Origin of the sequence: Photorhabdus viridis, from assembly GCF_040256935.1 — a bacterium.
In the GTDB taxonomy this organism is placed as follows: domain Bacteria; phylum Pseudomonadota; class Gammaproteobacteria; order Enterobacterales; family Enterobacteriaceae; genus Photorhabdus; species Photorhabdus viridis.
In genome coordinates, this window is the sequence record NZ_JBEJZY010000002.1 from 69480 (window position 1) to 88313 (window position 18834).

Annotated in this window: 15 protein-coding genes and 1 pseudogene; all 16 read left to right on the forward strand. The window is 36.4% G+C overall.

Features of this window, described 5'->3' with window-relative positions; genetic code table 11:
- The 16 genes and pseudogenes from ABR397_RS01265 (at position 1) to ABR397_RS01340 (ending at position 18822) form a co-directional block, all read left to right on the forward strand.
- Positions 1-1878 (forward strand): polysaccharide biosynthesis protein, encoded by a 1878-nt coding sequence (locus ABR397_RS01265; RefSeq protein ID WP_350304122.1) that lies wholly within the window; start codon positions 1-3, stop codon positions 1876-1878.
- 350 nt (positions 1879-2228) lie between these two features.
- Entirely contained in the window at positions 2229-3182 is a 954-nt protein-coding gene (locus ABR397_RS01270) for a DMT family transporter (RefSeq protein WP_350304123.1), read from the forward strand.
- Between the two features lie 970 nt (positions 3183-4152).
- Complete coding sequence (locus tag ABR397_RS01275) at positions 4153-5130, forward strand: CDP-6-deoxy-delta-3,4-glucoseen reductase (RefSeq protein ID WP_350304124.1); 978 nt, start codon at positions 4153-4155, stop codon at positions 5128-5130.
- Between the two features lie 11 nt (positions 5131-5141).
- Positions 5142-5918, forward strand: coding sequence for a glucose-1-phosphate cytidylyltransferase (gene rfbF, locus ABR397_RS01280; RefSeq protein WP_350304125.1), 777 nt, complete (start codon positions 5142-5144; stop codon positions 5916-5918).
- A 5-nt stretch (positions 5919-5923) separates the two neighbouring features.
- A complete protein-coding gene (gene rfbG / locus ABR397_RS01285; protein WP_350304126.1) occupies positions 5924-6997 on the forward strand; it encodes a CDP-glucose 4,6-dehydratase in 1074 nt (357 codons plus the stop codon).
- Between the two features lie 130 nt (positions 6998-7127).
- Positions 7128-8441, forward strand: a complete 1314-nt coding sequence (gene rfbH, locus ABR397_RS01290) for a lipopolysaccharide biosynthesis protein RfbH (RefSeq protein WP_350304127.1) — start codon at positions 7128-7130, stop codon at positions 8439-8441.
- A 23-nt stretch (positions 8442-8464) separates the two neighbouring features.
- Positions 8465-9529, forward strand: a complete 1065-nt coding sequence (locus ABR397_RS01295; RefSeq protein ID WP_350304128.1) for an NAD-dependent epimerase/dehydratase family protein — start codon at positions 8465-8467, stop codon at positions 9527-9529.
- Positions 9526-10335, forward strand: a complete 810-nt coding sequence (locus ABR397_RS01300; protein ID WP_350304129.1) for a transketolase — start codon at positions 9526-9528, stop codon at positions 10333-10335. Before ABR397_RS01295 ends, ABR397_RS01300 begins: the two co-directional genes overlap by 4 nt.
- Complete coding sequence (locus ABR397_RS01305; RefSeq protein WP_350304130.1) at positions 10328-11227, forward strand: transketolase family protein; 900 nt, start codon at positions 10328-10330, stop codon at positions 11225-11227. The genes ABR397_RS01300 and ABR397_RS01305 overlap by 8 nt, the downstream gene beginning before the upstream one ends.
- Before the next feature lie 94 nt (positions 11228-11321).
- Positions 11322-11725: pseudogene (locus ABR397_RS01310) on the forward strand (IS30 family transposase); the annotation flags it as partial.
- Positions 11707-13107, forward strand: coding sequence for a hypothetical protein (locus ABR397_RS01315; protein ID WP_350304131.1), 1401 nt, complete (start codon positions 11707-11709; stop codon positions 13105-13107). The pseudogene ABR397_RS01310 and the gene ABR397_RS01315, both read left to right, overlap by 19 nt.
- Before the next feature lie 52 nt (positions 13108-13159).
- A complete protein-coding gene (locus tag ABR397_RS01320; protein ID WP_350304132.1) occupies positions 13160-14197 on the forward strand; it encodes a glycosyltransferase family 2 protein in 1038 nt (345 codons plus the stop codon).
- Positions 14198-14213: 16 nt separating this feature from the next.
- Entirely contained in the window at positions 14214-15239 is a 1026-nt protein-coding gene (locus ABR397_RS01325; protein WP_350304133.1) for a glycosyltransferase, read from the forward strand.
- Between the two features lie 233 nt (positions 15240-15472).
- Positions 15473-16669, forward strand: a complete 1197-nt coding sequence (locus ABR397_RS01330; RefSeq protein ID WP_350304134.1) for an O-antigen ligase family protein — start codon at positions 15473-15475, stop codon at positions 16667-16669.
- Positions 16662-17672 carry a glycosyltransferase family 4 protein gene (locus ABR397_RS01335; protein ID WP_350304135.1) on the forward strand — a complete coding sequence of 337 codons (1011 nt, stop codon included), beginning with the start codon at positions 16662-16664 and terminating at the stop codon, positions 17670-17672. Before ABR397_RS01330 ends, ABR397_RS01335 begins: the two co-directional genes overlap by 8 nt.
- The gene (locus ABR397_RS01340) at positions 17656-18822 is read left to right on the forward strand and encodes a glycosyltransferase family 4 protein (protein WP_350304136.1); all 1167 of its coding nucleotides are present in this window, start codon (positions 17656-17658) and stop codon (positions 18820-18822) included. Before ABR397_RS01335 ends, ABR397_RS01340 begins: the two co-directional genes overlap by 17 nt.
- Positions 18823-18834: the final 12 nt, after the last annotated feature.

The following is an 18834-nucleotide window of genomic DNA, read 5'->3' on the forward strand; positions in this document are numbered from 1 at the left end:
ATGAATAAAAGAATAGTTTTCAGCCAACACAGACTAATAAAGACTCTCGTTCTTCTGATAGTAGATATATTTATAATCAGTATTTCATACTGGCTAAGTATGTGGCTACGTCTTGACAGAGAAGTACCGCTCTACAGCTTACAACATTGGATAACTATTATATTCACAGTACCTTGCACGCTATTTATTTTCTTAAGAATTGGCTTTTATAGATCGATATTGAAATACGTTAATATGAGTATATTGAAATGGGCCATTATTGGCTCATTATCATCGACGCTATTCCTAACAGCATTCTCCTTATATCAACAGGCATTCTTACCCAGAACTGTACCTATTATTTATTTTTCTTTTTTGGTTATCTCACTCTGTGGCACAAGGTTCTTATATAGAACGCTACGTAATCTATTAAAATATAAAGGAACCCCAGTAATTATCTATGGCGCAGGAGAATCTGGTCGGCAACTTTTACCCATATTGACAATGCATAGAGAATTCAACCCAATTGCCTTTGTTGATGACAATACTAAATTACATAATTTATCTATTCATGGAGTTTACGTCTTCTCTCCAGAAAAGATAAACTTCCTGATAGAAAAATATAATATAAAGAAAATATTACTAGCTATACCCAGTGCTTCAATATCCAATAGAAAAAAAATAATTGAGAGACTACAAAAAGAACATTGTGAAATACTCACAATCCCAAGCTTCAATGATCTAGTTGAAGGAAAAGCCCAAATAAGCTCACTAAAGCGGGTTTCCATTAATGATCTGCTAGGAAGAGAACAAGTTAACCCATTACAAGACTTACTCAGTAAAAACATCAAAAATAAAAACGTCCTTATTACAGGCGCTGGCGGCTCAATAGGATCCGAACTGTGCAGACAAATCATCAATCAGTCACCATCACAGATAATATTATTTGAGCTAACAGAATATTGCCTTTACTCAATAGAAATGGAGCTGCAAAAAATCAATCTGGAAAGAGATCTCAATATAAATATCATTCCGATTTTAGGTGATATAAAAGACTCAGATAAGATAAATAAAATAATAAACAAATTCAATATTGACACAATATACCATGCTGCTGCATATAAACACGTCCCACTGGTAGAAATGAACACACTGGAGGGTATAAATAATAATATTTTTGGTACACTCTCACTTGCACAAGCAGCAATTAAACAAAAAGTCGAAAAATTTGTATTAATCTCTACCGACAAAGCTGTCCGCCCGACAAACACAATGGGGGCAACAAAAAGATTCGCAGAACTTATACTGCAAGCCTTTGCTAAAGAAAACAGCCATACAAAATTCTCGATGGTTCGTTTCGGCAACGTTCTTGGCTCATCTGGCTCAGTAGTCCCCCTTTTCGAGCAACAAATGGAAAATGGCGGGCCAATCACGCTAACGCATAAAGATATCACACGTTACTTCATGACGATCCCGGAAGCCGCTCAATTAGTTATCCAAGCAGGCGCGATGGGCAACAATGGCGACGTCTTTGTTCTGGATATGGGCGAATCAGTAAAAATTTATGACCTTGCCCGAAAAATGATTAACCTCTCCGGCCTGACAGTTAAAGATAAAACCAACCCTCATGGTGATATAGAAATCAAAATTACCGGATTAAGGCCAGGAGAAAAGCTTTATGAAGAGCTACTCATTGGTGATAACGTCTCTGGCACCAATCACCCTAGAATAATGACAGCAAATGAAGTATTTTTACCTTGGGATAAATTAAACTCATTATTAAATGACTTAAAAATATCTTGTGAAAATTATGATTTCGAAAACATTAGAAAGATTCTTATTAACTCCCCTATTGAGTTTCATCCCAAAAAAGATCGTATTTACGATCTTTTGAAATAGTATCTAAACTTTCTAACCGGCTAAATAAACATAATATAACCATATTAATTGCCGGAGGAGATAACTATACCAGCTCACACACTGCATCCGTGAAGATACTCAATGGATCCGGCTGAAAGCTATATTGGTTATCTGGATAAACAACAACCCTATGAAATCTTTAATACATGAGTAATTAAACATTATATAATTCAAAAAATTAAAATAACAAGCCAACAAAAACCTCATCATTAGATATATCATATGCATTATACTTCCTTCAGTTTTTGATTCAAAAAAGGAAAATGGAAATTATGGAATTAACCTCTTAATACGAGCCCATAAATTTATGAAAAAGTACCCAAATAGCTATGTTTATCAACCGTAAAGTAACAGCAAATGCCTATGGACTATTCTCTGGTATTTTTTGGGGACTCACAGGTGTTCTTTTAGCTATTTTATTAAAAAGCAACACTCTTTCCTATTACTTTCTTATTCCTATCATTATTGCCTTCCTAAATGACCTAATTTCATGTGTATACATGTTTATATATCTACTATATCAGAATCAATATCGGGCAATAATCGCCATCACCAAGAATAAAAAATATTGGATAATCGTCCTGGCAGCAATGCTGGGTGGCCCAATAGGCATGTCTTGCTATATCCTGGCCATTCAACATATTGGTGTTGGTTATACAGCAATTATCGCTGCAACTTACCCTGCCATTGGTTCTCTAATATCATTCTGCCTATTTAAAGACAGAATTCACCTTATAGGAACATTAGGCCTGATATTAGCCGTTGTATGTACCATAATACTAGGCTACTCAACAACAACACAAACAATATCTAATTGGACAGGATTCCTGTTTGCCTTTATCTGTGCACTGGGTTGGGGATCTGAAGTTGTTATCAGTTCCTACGGAATGAACAACAATATACCTGCTGACATCGCCTATTTTATAAGACAACTCTCCTCTTCGGTAGGTTATATTATTCTTATCACCGCCTTCATATTCTCTCTGCCTAATGTAATAGACATCTTCTCAAGTTTCACACTACCCAGCCTGCTACTAATAACGTCACTGACAACGACCGTATCATACCTCTTCTATTATCGGGCAATCAGCATACTCCAACCTATTCGTGCGATGGCTTTAAACATCACCTACACCGTTTGGGCAATATTCTTTGCCTACTTCCTTCTGGATGAATCTATATCCATAAAACTATTAATCCTGTGTATAGGTGTTTCCTTAGGCTCATTCTTAACCGCCATCAACCCTCGTAACATCAAAAAATTAATATTGGACCTCAAGTGAGTACAATTATAAAGAATTTCTTCACAGTGTAATGGAGTTAAAGTTAACCAATATTATAAAAAATAGGAAGTATAAATAGCGGACTATCATTGTGGACAACATTGAATGGAGGAAATGCCTTATAGCCCTACGCCAAAAACATAGGAGAAGCATAGGTGTTATGATATAAGATAAAGAATTCAATAAATAAATCGTATTATCTAAAACCCTTCAAAATGGCCCCACAGATCAGAAAAGATAACATTTTCACACCTTTATTTAATTAAACAGCTAACTGAATCCTTCTTAAGTCTACCGAACTTGACTCTCACCTAGCAAATAACCTTGGATCCAACCGCAGGAACAATTCCAACAAAAAACCATCAAAATCCCCGATTGGCAGCTTTATTTTATCAATTAATTAAACAAGCAGCGTATTAAGCTTGACCCGGAGAAGCTTACAGTTTACTCTCCCCCCAAATAGTTACAAAATCTTATCCCCCATTACTTTTTGTTACGACAGATAAAAGTACTGGAAAATCAATGTAGTGGATAAGATTATAGAATCCTATAGGCGTTCTGGGAGCCAACAACCTAGTGCGGTAGCTTTATTTAATGATTATTAACATGCTGATTCAGATCTTTCACCTGTATGTATTAAGTAACTTCCTAAATGTTAAGCAAAAATCATTAAATAGCCTCATTTAATGGTTAACCATACAATTAACCTGAATCAGTAATAATATAAATAGCTTGGCTAAATTAATATGAAAGGCATCATTCTAGCCAGTGGTTCCGGCACCAGATTATATGTATATCTAAACAACTTTTACCAGTATATGATTAAATCTATTATCTGTACTGATATTAAATACCTTTTTATAATGTGGAAAATGAGAATCTTGCTATTGACTGACCTTTGGAAATCTTCCCTCAGCTTTCTGCTAAAGACCAAACCACTCCGACATTTATAGATGCACAAGAATAAATAATGACTACAATAGTTAAATTGACTCCCTCTCAGATTGAATTCAGCGCAGTAAAAAATAAAACAATTCTTGAATCTGCGCTGGAATCTAACGTAGTACTAGAATATAGCTGTAAGAATGGTTCATGTGGTATGTGCGAATCACTTCTACTTGCTGGTGAAGTTTCCGATGAACAAGAGCGTGTATATAAGGCTGGAGAGCATTTCTTGACTTGCCAATGTAAGCCTAGCTCTGATGAGATTGTCATAGAAGCTGAATATTATCCAGAACTTGCTGAGCTAACGAAAAAGATTGTGCCCTGCAAAGTTAGTTCAACCAGCATAGCGGCAGATGAATATATGGTCATTAAATTCAGGCTACCGCCCACTGCATCTTTTGCATTCTTACCCGGTCAATATATTAATCTTCACTATCAAGGTGTCGTACGAAGCTATTCCATTGCCAATGCTGCGGTTTCGGAAGGGATCGAATTACATATTAGACAAGTCACCAATGGGGCTATGAGTGAGCTTTTATTCAACGAGCTGGCTGTGAATACCCTGATGAGACTAGAAGGACCATTGGGAACATTCTTCGTCAGAGACGATAATCGACCAATCATCTTTCTTGCTGGCGGTACCGGGTTTGCTCCAGTTAAAGCCATGGTGGAAAAACTTATCGAACAAAATTCCAAACGTGATATTCACATCTATTGGGGAATGAACAACGGGGCTGATTTCTATTTAGACCTGCCGATAGAGTGGGCTACCAAACATGAGAATATACATTATGTACCCGTAGTATCTGGTGAAGATACTCAATGGTCAGGAAGAAGAGGATTCGTCCATAAGGCGGTAATGGCAGATTTTGATAATCTCTCAGCATTTGCCGTTTATGCCTGTGGATCTCCAATTATGATCGAAGCAGCAAGAGCTGATTTTGTAAAAAATGGATTGCCTGGGAAGCACTTCTTCTCTGATGCATTCACCGTATCTAAATAAATGAGGAAATCATGAAGGCAGTAATTTTGGCCGGGGGCTTGGGTACCCGTCTGAGCGAAGAGACAGTGGTAAAACCGAAGCCAATGGTGGAGATTGGTGGAAAACCTGTCTTATGGCATATCATGAAAATGTACTCTGCTCATGGTATTAATGACTTTGTCATCTGCTGTGGTTACAAGGGATATGTTATCAAAGAGTATTTTGCCAACTATTTCCTGCATATGTCTGACGTAACATTTTATATGGCAGAGAATCGGATGGAAGTGCATGAGAAGCGAGCTGAGCCCTGGAATGTCACCTTGGTTGACACCGGAGATACCTCTATGACAGGAGGGCGTCTGAAGCGAGTAGCAGATTATATAAAGGACGATGAAGCTTTTCTGTTTACCTATGGTGATGGTATTTCCGATGTAAATATTCAGGCTACTATCGATTTCCATCTCAATCATGGAAAACTGGCTACCCTCACTGCCACCTTCCCACCAGGACGTTTTGGTGCGCTTGATATCAAGAATAATAAACAGATCCGCTCTTTCCAAGAAAAGCCAAAAGGCGATGGCGCCATGATCAATGGTGGTTTCTTTGTACTCAGCCCAAAAGTGATTGATCTCATCGATAATGATGCTACTACCTGGGAACAAGAACCGCTAATGACTCTAGCGGAACAGGGTGAATTGATGGCATATGAACATACAGGCTTCTGGCAGCCCATGGATACTCTGCGCGACAAACATTATCTCGAAGCGCTATGGCAGAAGGGACAGGCTCCGTGGAAGATTTGGGAGTAAACACAGTGATTCAAGCGAACTTCTGGCGTGGAAAACGTGTTTTTCTCACGGGGCATACCGGTTTTAAGGGAGGATGGCTCTCCCTGTGGCTTGAAGAGATGGGAGCGATTATTCGCGGTTATTCACTGCCTGCACCAACTGAACCTAGTCTATTTGAAGTGGCGAACGTTCATAGAGGTCTGCTTTCCGAAGAAGGGGATATCCGTGATTTTTTCCATCTGCGTGAAGCCATAGCTGACTTCAAACCCGAGATAGTCTTTCACATGGCGGCTCAACCACTGGTAAGGCTCTCTTATGATAACCCTATTGAAACCTATTCCACCAATGTGATGGGTACCGTTTATCTGCTGGAGGCTATCAAGCAGGTTGGCGGGGTTAAAGCCGTTGTCAACATTACCAGTGACAAATGCTACGAAAACAGGGAATGGGTTTGGGGCTATCGTGAAAACGAAGCTATGGGTGGATACGATCCCTACTCCAACAGCAAAGGATGTGCAGAACTGGTAGCTTCTGCCTACCGTAACTCTTACTTTAATCCCAAAGATTATGAGCATCATGGGGTCGCGCTAGCATCGGTACGTGCCGGTAATGTGATTGGGGGAGGTGATTGGGCCAAGGATCGACTGATCCCAGATATTCTACGCTCTTTTCAAAATAACGAACCTGTCGTGATCCGTAATCCGCACTCTATTCGTCCGTGGCAGCATGTATTAGAGCCACTTTCCGGCTATCTACTCTTAGCTCAGCACCTTTACCGGGACGGGTGCGCCTTTGCTGAGGGATGGAACTTTGGCCCCAATGACAATGATGCCAAGCCAGTACAGTTTATTGTTGAAACGATGGCTCAACTATGGGGGACGGATGCTACTTGGCAACTCGATGGCGCAGAACACCCGCATGAAGCTCATTACCTAAAACTGGACTGCTCCAAATCTAAGATGAGAATGGGCTGGCATCCCCGCTGGGATCTGGTCAATACACTGGAACGTATCGTCAACTGGCATAAGGCATGGTTGGCAAGTGAGGATATGCGTGAAACCTCACTGCGCGAAATTCGTGATTACATGACGGCACAATAAGATGCCGTCTGTTAAGGCCACATGACTTTTGAGGTCTGTAGCCGTAACATATTTTGCCCTTTATATTTTTGTCTGCCGCCCTGAGGCCAGCAAAGACAGGAAATACAATCCATTGATAGGAAATGAATTAATGAGTTCTCAAGCATTACGTGAACAGATCTCCTCACTGGTTGCCCAGTATGCAGAGGAAGCGATGGCTCCTAAACCTTTTATGGCTGGTAGCAGCGTAGTACCACCTTCCGGTAAAGTGATCGGTGCCCGAGAACTGCAACTGATGGTTGAAGCTTCTCTGGATGGCTGGCTGACCACTGGGCGTTTCAATGATGCCTTTGAAAAAAAGCTGGGGGAATACATTGGCGTACCTCATGTGCTGACCACCACCTCTGGTTCATCTGCCAACCTGCTAGCATTAACCGCACTGACTTCCCATAAGCTAGGTGAACGTGCACTTAAGCCGGGTGATGAAGTCATTACTGTCGCAGCTGGTTTCCCGACAACTGTTAACCCATCCATTCAGAACGGTCTTATCCCTGTCTTCGTCGATGTGGATATCCCGACCTACAATATTGAGCCGACACTGATTGAAGCAGCGGTGACTGACAAGACTAAAGCTATTATGGTCGCCCATACTCTGGGGAACCCATTTAATCTGGCCGAAGTTCGCCGTATAGCCGATAAATATAACTTATGGCTTATTGAAGATTGCTGTGATGCGCTGGGTACCCGTTATGATGGCAAAATGGTTGGTACTTTCGGTGACATTGGTACCGTTAGCTTCTACCCTGCGCATCATATCACGATGGGTGAAGGCGGTGCCGTGTTTACCAAATCAGGTGAATTGAAGACGATCATTGAATCTTTCCGTGACTGGGGTCGTGATTGCTACTGTGCACCGGGTTGCGATAACACCTGTGGTAAGCGTTTTGGTCAGCAACTTGGATCTCTGCCTCAAGGTTATGATCACAAGTACACCTACTCTCATCTGGGTTATAATCTGAAAATCACCGATATGCAGGCTGCCTGTGGCTTGGCTCAGCTAGAACGTATTGAAGAGTTTGTTGAACAACGTAAGACCAACTTTACCTATCTGAAAGCAGGTCTGGCAAACTGTATTGAGTTCCTTGAGTTGCCGGAAGCAACCGAAAACTCCGAGCCTTCCTGGTTTGGTTTTCCAATTACTTTAAAAGAAACATGTGGTATTAACCGCGTTGAATTGGTTAAGTTCCTAGATGAAGCTAAAATTGGTACGCGTTTGTTATTTGCCGGCAACCTAACCCGTCAACCCTATTTTGCTAACCGTAATTATCGTGTGGTTGGCAAGTTGACCAATACCGACCGCATTATGAATCAAACTTTCTGGATTGGTATTTATCCTGGCTTGACCAAAGACCACTTGGATTATGTCATTGCTAAGTTTGAAGAGTTCTTTGGGTTGAATTTCTGACAATAAGTAGATGGTAGCCAGTAATGGCTACCTTAAAAATAATGAATAGCATATTAAGAGATGATTTACAGAGGTTAATTTCAGATAACAAAAATTTATTTTCATCCTTTCGTGAACAAAAAATATTTATTACGGGAGGAACTGGGTTTATTGGTAAGTGGTTATTATATAGTTTTTGTTATGCCAATGATGAATTAAGACTATCATGTGAGCTCGTTGTTATTAGCCGAAATCCAGAAAAATTTATTCAAGATAATCCTTATTTTAAATTACGTCAGGATATTTATTTTATTGAATCTGATGTGGTTTTATCACATCCAAATAAACTACCTAAATGTGATTATTATATTCATGCAGCAACGGATGTGGCAGATCCGTCAGGTGCTACAGATTATCTGAGTATAATGGATGTAAATACTAAGGGTACAACAAATATTCTGGAAGCGGCGCGATTAGTTGGTGCTAAGTCGGTTTTACTTCTTAGCAGTGGTGCTGTTTATGGTGTTCAGCCTACACAATTGAATTATTTTACTGAAGAATATAATGGTGCTCCTTCTTCAACTGATGTTAAGTCAGCTTATGGGTTAGGAAAACGCTATTCAGAATGGTTAAGTTCTTTATATCATTCTAAATATTCATTAAACGTTATTAGTGCTCGTTGCTTCGCATTTGTTGGCCCATTTCTGCCTTTAGATAAACATTTTGCAATTGGTAATTTTATTAATGATGCGATACATGGGAGAGATATTAATATTGATGGAGATGGAACACCTCTGCGTTCTTATATGTATGCAACAGATTTAGTAAAATGGCTCTTAGTATTAATGCTCAATGGTAAAAGTGCAACTGCATATAATGTAGGTTCTGATCAAGCTATTTCAATTGCAGAACTTGCGCAGTTGGTATCAGATGTTGTAAATCCATCATCCAAAATTCATATAGCTAAAACTCCCGCCCCAGACACTCCTCCTGCGAGGTATATTCCCTCTATCCAAAAATCTTATCAAGAACTGGGGTTATCGATTGATACTACGTTGACAAATGCTATTGAAAGAACTGCACATTGGGCAATTGAGGAAAAAAAATGAATTCAGTTATCTTAGGCAATCAGATTAGAAAGTCTGTACTTGAATTGTGTCATAAGAAAAAGGCATCACATATAGGTGGTGCTTTTTCAATCGCAGATGTTCTTGCAGTATTATATAGTAATGTAATGAATGTAAAAGTTGATAATCCCGATTGGCCTGAACGTGATCGCTTATTTTACAGTAAAGGGCATGCATGCACAGCTTTATATGCGGTTCTTCATGAAAAAGGATTTTTCAAAGAATTAAATCTATTCGAAGATTACACATCAGATAATTCATACTTCACATCTCATGTGAATCATAAGTTACCAGGAATTGAACTATCAACAGGTAGTCTTGGTCATGCTCTCGGTGTAGCTTGTGGTGTTGCTCTAGCTGCTAAACGCCAAAATAAGAAATATCATATTTATACTATTGTCAGCGATGGTGAGTTGGATGAAGGATCAAACTGGGAAGCTATATTATTTGCTCCTCATCATAAATTGAACAATATGACATTGATTGTTGATTATAATAAAATCCAGAGTTTTGGTCGAATTGAAGAAATTCTTGCACTTGAGCCACTGAAAGATAAATTTGAGGCTTTTCAATGGAATGTTATAGATATTGATGGTCATGACCACCAAGCAATCAAGAATGCGTGTGATATTAAATTTGATAACCTCAAACCTAAAGTGATCATTGCTCATACAGTTAAAGGAAAAGGAGTTTCTTTCATGGAGAATGAGTTGCTCTGGCATTATCGTTCACCAAGTGATGAGGAATATATTAAAGCGCAGGGAGAACTGGAGGTAAATAATGCGTAATACTTTTATAAAATCTTTGTGCAAGCAGGCAGAAAAAAACAACAAAATATTTTTACTCTGTGGTGATTTAGGTTTTTCTGTTCTTGAACAATTTGCTGAACGTTTTCCTGACCGCTACTTAAATGTGGGAATTGCAGAACAGAATATGCTACAAGTTGCATCTGGTCTTGCTTTAGAAGGTTATAAAGTATTTGTTTATTCGATAGGTAATTTTCCTACATTAAGGGCAATGGAACAGATCCGTTATGATGTTTGCTATCATAATCTAGATGTAACAATAGTTGCTGTAGGTGCAGGCTACGCTTATGGACCACTAGGAACATCACATCATACGACTGAAGACATCGCGATGATGAGAGCCATTCCTAATATGTTTGTGTGTGCTCCGGGAGATCCTGCTGAAGCTGAATTAGTGGCAAAAGAATTGTGTGAGCAGCATAGTGGCCCGGCTTATGTAAGAATTAATAAGGCTGGTGAAAAACGAATACATGTTGAAAAATTAGAATCAGAAAAGGAGTTACCAATTTTTATTAAAAAGAAAGGACATGGTTCAACTGTTGTATTTTCTACCGGAGCAATCCTCTCCTACTCACTAAGCCAATTAGAATCTGAATATGATGATTATGTGTTATATTCAGTTCCTTTTATCTCAGGTTTAACAAAAGAAGCAATTTTGAAATCAATATTATCTGCCAATACTATTATTACAATTGAAGAGCATCAGCTTAATGGTGGTTTTGGTAGCCATATTCTTGAGTTATGTAACGATTTATATTTATCCGGAAAATTGTCTGTGTTTCCCAAAATAAGGAGAATTGGAATAAATAATCAATTTACTGGTGTTGCTGGCTCTCAGGACTATTTGAGAAAAATATCGGGTGTTCATTTTTAATGCTTATGATCATATTGTAAACATATATCCAATAAATAGATGATTATTATTTGTGAGATATTCATTATATTTCTTACATGCCCATTAAAGTCTAATAGTTGAACGCAAAACATTTTATACAATAATCATTAAACTAAACGGAAAACAAACATCGGAAGTTGTGGAAGCGGTAATGAAGACATTATCCCTATTAAAAAAAGGTTAAGATCATCACATTTGATAATGGTTTGAAGTTCGCAGATCATGAAATCGTCAGTAAAAAATTAGAAACACAAATATATTTTTCCCACCCTTACTCGCCTTGGGAAAGAAGGATCAATAAAAATATCAATGGGCTAATAGACAATACTTTCCAAAGGAGCCGATTTTCATGAAGTCTCAGCTAAGGAAATAAATTCTGTAGTAAACCGATTAGATAATCTCCCTTGAAAAACACGGGGTGGGAGAAAATTGAATGAATTATTTAAAGGAATACGAGCATGTTTACTTCCGGATTAGCGCTGTTGCACTTATTATGTAAATTTACCCTTAATAAAATAAAAATGTGGCAAGAATTCATATTGAAGAAAACCTCAATCGATTATCATATTGGCTATAGCCTTATTCTACGCCTCTGGAGTATGTTAGCTGGTGGTATTTTGATGTTATCAATTCCTTTTATTTTTAGTTTAGAAGAACAAGGATATTACTTTACATTTACAAGCATCATAGCATTGCAGGTATTCTTTGAGTTAGGATTTAATTATGTCATCGTGCAGCTTGTTGCACATGAAATGGCTCATTTAAAATTTGACAAGGAAAATTCACTACTAATAGGTGATCCAAACCACGTAAAACGAGTTTACTCTCTTATTAGAATGTTAAAGAAATGGTATTCTGTAATATCAATAATGTTTTTATTCATTGTTTTTATTATAGGATTCTATTTCTTCATAAAAAATGGAACTCTATGCTTTGATAAATGGGCTATTCCTTGGGGGTTACTTGTTTTTTTCTCATCCATGAATCTATTTATAAGCCCATTTCTTTCGGTATTAGAAGGTATGGGATTGGTCGGAGAGGTAGCCAAAATAAGGTTATTACAATCCATTCTGGGATATAGCATTCTAATGCTACTCTTTGTTTCTGGTGTTAAGTTGGGAGCCATAGCTGTTATTCCCGGTATAGCTGCAATATGTTCTATATTATGGATGTTTAAAAGATTCAATAATTTATTTTTTTTGAAAAAAAGTGACTATGATGGTAATTTCATATCATGGAAGAAAGATATTTTTCCATTTCAATGGAGAATAGCAATTAGTTGGTTAAGTGGATATTTTATATTTCAAGCTATCACACCACTCATTTTTGCCCATCAAGGTGCAAAAATTGCAGGACAAATTGGATTAACCATGACGGTTTTTTCTACACTACTTTCTTTATCTATGACTTGGGTATATGCTAAGACAAATATCATGGGTAGATTAGTTGCATCAAAAGATAGAAAAACTTTAAATCAGATATTTATTGATGTGGCCAAAAAATCGGGTTTTCTAAACTTATTTGTTATTCTAACATTTATTATAATGTTTTGTTTTCTTAAATACCTAAATTTTTCTATAATAGAAAGACTTGCCAGTTTAGATATTATTTTACTACTATCCATCGTTGCTATATTTAACCATCTAGTATTCTGTTTTGCAGCATATATGAGGTCTCATAAAGAAGAGCCGATGCTCAGATGCACTATCGTAGTTGCAATCTTAACATTTGTTTCTGTATATCTTGCATCTTATCACAGTGCAACAGCTACAATACTAGCATATTCTATTATAATGGTTTTTGTTAGTCCCCCTTGGGCTTTTTTATTATTTAAAAAATACTATCTCATTGATAGGTGACTAATGACTGTTACAATTATTAAAATATCTAAATTCTATTAAGGACAATACTATGTCATTCAAAAATAAACTCTGTATCGTTATACCTACATATAATAGAAATGAAGTTCTAAAAAAAAACTTATCTATATTAATGAATATCATTCAAAAACATCCCGATACTATCCAAGTAATTATTCTCGATAACGCATCACCCACTCCTGTATCAACAACATTATCAGAACTATTGTTAAAATACACTGAGGATAAACTAAAAGTTATTCGTCATAAATATAATATTGGAGGAAATGCTAATATACCATTGTCTTTTCAATATGGTGATGCAGATTATACTTGGGTACTTAGTGATGATGATATTCCTGCAGAAGATAGTCTTGACATTATAATACAGACTATAGACAAAAACCCTGGATGTGCTTTCTATAATTTTGATTCGTGTGGATTTGGCACCAAACGTGATGAGCCAATGATATCAATAGGTATTCATGAATTTATTAAGAATATGGATACGATAAACAAAGTTATGTTTATTTCTGACTGTGTCTGGAACTCTAAATTTATTGGAGATAATTTGCGTTTTGCATTTTTTTATCAATTTACTTGCGCGCCAATTCTATGTGCGTTGATGAGTTCATTAAGAACTGATGGAAGAGTCATTTTTTCATCAGAAAAATTAGTTAGATATGGGGCAGAAGAGAGCCCTAAATCAACCCACTTATCTATTATTCCAATCGCTGTAGGTTTGCCATCAATACGAAACTTACCCTTAGATTCAATATCTATAAAGTTGTTAGATGCAAGTATAGCAAAAGCGCTTAAAATTTGGATTAAACCTCAATATATTATTCATCAACTAATATCAATCGCAATGAAGAATAACTCTTGGCCCGAGGCTAGAATTACATATAATTCTTTGTTAAAAGGTATATTTTCAAGAAGATATACCGGTTTTAAATACTGGCTTTTCTATTTTTTAAAAACTGTACTATTTTTCCCTAAATTATTGTCATTAGTATACCCTCATATGTATAAAATAATTAAAAAGAAAAAGCTAGATCTAAAATCCTCTCAAGATACTCGTTTTCTTTAATACAGAGATAAATTGAATGAAAGTTGTTTTTCTTGGCTTGAAAAAAAGGAATGAAAAAACAGGAGTAGGGAAATATAATAAAGATCTTATTGATATGTTAAATGATAAGCCATCAATAAATGCTAATTTTTACTATGTACCAGATTCGAAGTATAAAATAGGACGCTTTTTTATTAACTATCTATACTATCCACTTTCTTTACTATTCCTTTCGAGAAAGAATTTTTACATTATTTCTGATGAATCTTGCGCATTTTACTCATTATTTTTATTTTTCAAACGACATGTGTTGATTGTTCATGACCTACGAAACCGTGATTTATTTAAGTCTAGTCTATCTTCTTTCAGAGATTATTTTAGCTATCTTCAAGTTAAATTTATAAGAGCAAAAAATTATATAGTTCCTTCTAAATTTACTCAAGGAACTATAATGGTGATCACAAATAAACCTAAACCAATCTTAATTCCAAATGTTTTTGATAGTTTTATGTACAAAACTGGAGAGGGGAAACTTTCTCAGGTTAACCCTTTAGAGAAAGAAGATAGTGAAAATTATATTTTATATGTCGGAAGTGAGGAATCAAGAAAGAATTTCAAGACTGTACTAAAGGTTGCACAAGAGGCATACATTAAATTTGGATTAAAATTATATACAGTTGGCATTAGTGAAGATATTACATCAGGATATGAATTTTGTATTTCATATTACAATATATCTGATATTAACCTTTCCCAATTGTACGAAAATGCATTCTGCTTAGTTAATGCTTCAATATATGAAGGTTTTGGGAGGGTTGTTGTTGAAGCTCAGATTCATGGGTGTCCTGTTATCTCAACAAAAGAATCTGCCCTTGCTGAAATTCTTGACAACTCCGGAATAAAAATAGGTGATCCATTCTCACTAGAAGAATATTTGAGTGCAATCAGAAAATTATTTGACTTTAGCTATAGACAAGAAATGATTAAAAGTGGCTTTGAGAACTCATTAAGATATAAAAAAAACAACTCACGAGTTGATGAGCTTTATAAATTGATTTTGTAAAAGTGAAGAAGAACCATTTCGTAGGATTATGGATTGTGCAATTTTATTATTAATTTTCTTTTCTTACAAAACCATTTATATATGCAAATCTATGTGATTCTTATTAAAATGTTAGGTCTAAATGCACAATGAGTACACACTATCTGTCTAATATTCGAGAATATATGGCTATTTATGCTTGTTTTAGATGTATAAATATAACGTATTTTTGTAAAATGTATTAGGAGTACATTTTGAGCTTCATTATTAAAAATAATAATAAGACGGTTTTATATATCCTCTTGTTTACGACTATTTTCCTCTCTGGAGCAGACTTATTATCTTTCAATGTCAATGGATATAGTATTAGATTTTTCTACATCTATATAGCTACAGTTTTTCTTACATTTATTGGTAGATTTAAATATAGAACTGGATATATTACTGTTAGCCTGTTCTTCTTGATTACATTAATCCCAAGTATATATTACTCATTATCTCCAATGAAAAGTTTTTTTTCGACAATAATGCTGTTTATGAATATATTCATTGTAGTTGGTTTTATTCATATGGCAATATTGGAACTAAATTTGAATCGCGATTCGCTAATTAGAATAATAATTTATGTATATAGAGTACAAATTACTTTTTCAATTCTATTTGTAGTTTTTGGAATAACCGAGAGAGCGCAATTTTTTTATTATGAACCTTCTTATATGGGGTTATCTCTTGTATTATACACATCAGCTATTTTTTGTAACGCCATGAGTGGGAAATCTATAAAACTAGATATTTTATTTGCATTGGCATTTTTATGTTTTTCATTTTCAGCAATTTTTTTATTGAGTGTATTTATTGTGTCATTAATATACATGACAATGTTAAAACCCCGATACATGTTACTTTTTTTATTACTCCTAGGTTCAATTCTCGTTGCATATATTTTCATAATCGATGATTTAAATACACTTGCTATTCGAAACTTTTTGAATGGAAATATTGATTTTGAGCAACTTATCCTAAGGGGAGGAAATAGAATATCAAGAATTCTTTCCGCTATTGATGTCTTCCTTCTTCATCCTTTTTTCGGAGTGGGATTCAATGCATACGAAGAATATTCGATAATAAAAGGAATTAATGATTACTCAGGTGGAATTGAATATCTAACTGCTAAAGGGTTACCTGCTATCAATATTTATATTGAATTAATGGCTACTTCCGGAATAGTTGGCTTGTTAGGTTTTTTTATACTTGTAGTATATATATGCTTCCTATCACGTAAAAAAAAGTCGCCTTTTTTTATCGCTATTCTTTCTATGCTTTTGATGCTTAATTTCGAGTCCAGTATCATGAGGCCATATTTTTGGGTTGCTGTGGCGCTTGCATTATCGGATTATTCGTCGAAAATTAAAGATAAATATTCACATACGATGGTTAAATCTAATGTATAAAAAAATATGGTTCGATCAGTCATGGCTCATGATGGGGGGAATTGGTCGTTTTTCCAAAGAAATATATGAAAGAGGACAGTGGAATGGATCATTTAGCCTCAAATGTAAACCATCTAATCCTCTTTCATCTATATGGTTATTTTTCAAGTCCAAAAAATTTTCCCGAGAAGATGTTATTTTCTGTCCTGGGTATATTCCTCCGTTGCTTTCAAAATGTGCTTTTGTTTTCACCATCCATGATCTGAATCATTTAGATCGGGAGGAGAATAGTGGTTTTTTTAAAAGAGTATTTTATAATCTAGTAATTAAAAGAGGGTGTTTCACCAGCAATAGAGTATTAACGGTATCGGAATTTTCCAAAAAGAGAATAATCGAATGGAGTGGTGTGTCGGGAAATAAAATTATTAATGTCGGCAACGGTGTTGATGACGTTTTTAATATAAAAGTAAAACCATTTACACCTGGATACTCCTATCTACTTTGTGTCAGTAATAGAAAGCTTCATAAGAACGAACCATCTCTTATTCAGGCCTTTGCAAAGAGTAATATTGACCCAGCTATTAAATTGCTCTTTACGGGTAATCCTACCAAAGAGTTAACAACGCTGATAAAAGAGCTTAATCTATCAGAAAGAATCGTTTTCCATGGCTTTGTTGATGACAGTGATCTCCCTTCTCTTTATCGTGGCGCGTTGGGACTCTTATTTCCTTCACTTTATGAAGGGTTTGGTCTGCCTATTCTGGAAGCGATGGCGTGTGGAATACCAGTGTTAACATCTAATATCACTTCTTTGCCTGAGGTGGCCGGTGATGCTGCGCTGTTGGTTGACCCCTATTCGGTTGATGATATAGCTCACGGAATTAACCAACTGGTAATAAATAAGGATTTGAGAACCATGCTGGTTGAACGAGGTATAACACGAGCAAAAATGTTTACATGGGATAAAGTTGCAGAACGCGTTCAGCAAGTTTTGGAGCAAGTAGCCAATGAACAAGTTAAATGAAAAGAAAATTGCATTGGTCCATGAGTGGTTGCTGAGTTATGCTGGTTCTGAGCAGGTATCTTCTGCAATATTGAACTTATACCCTATAGCGAATATGTATTCTGTAGTTGATTTTTTAACCGACTCTCAGCGTGATCATTTTAATAATATTCACCCAGTGACTACATTTATTCAGAAACTTCCAGCCGCAAGAAAGTACTATCAAAAATATCTACCTCTGATGCCTTTGGCAATAGAACAGCTTGATGTAACCCATGCTGATATAGTGATATCAAGCTCTCATGCAGTCGCCAAAGGGGTACTGACTGGCCCTGATCAATTACATATCAGTTATGTCCATTCTCCAATGCGCTATGCATGGGATCTACAACACCAATATTTAAGAGAATCAGGATTAAACAAAGGAATTAAAGGGTGGATCACCAAATGGCTATTACATAAGTTACGGCTATGGGATTACCGTACTGCTAATGGTGTTGACCATTTTATTGCTAATTCTCATTTTATCGCCAGGCGAATCAAAAAAGTTTATGGTCGTGATGCGACTGTTATCTATCCACCGGTTGCCGTAGATGATTTTCCTTGCGTTGAACAAAAAGAAGATTTCTATTTTACCGCTTCACGCATGGTGCCCTATAAAAAAATGGATCTGATTGTTGAAGCTTTTACTCAGATGCCGGACAAAAAGCTTATTGTGATAGGCGATGGTAGTGAATACAAACGAATAGCAGCACTAGCTGATGGACATTCCAACATTACTTTACTAGGTTACCAGCCGTTTGAAGAACTTAAGTCTTACATGCAGCGCGCCAAAGCATTTGTATTTGCTGCTGAAGAAGACTTTGGTATTACACCCGTTGAAGCACAAGCCTGTGGCACTCCTGTAATTGCTTTTGGGAAAGGCGGAGCTCTCGAAACAGTTCGACCATTAGGAAACGATAATCCTACAGGGTTGTTTTTCGAAGAGCAAAATGTGACATCGCTCCATTCGGCTGTGGAGCGTTTTGAACGTAACACTAGCCTGATCCAACCACAATCCTGCCGTAAAAATGCCGAACGTTTCTCAGAAACAAGGTTTGCTCAGGAATTTGCCTCCTTTGTCGAAGACAAATGGCAACAGTTTCAAGCAAGAAAACAAATTCATTATTAACCAATAGAGATA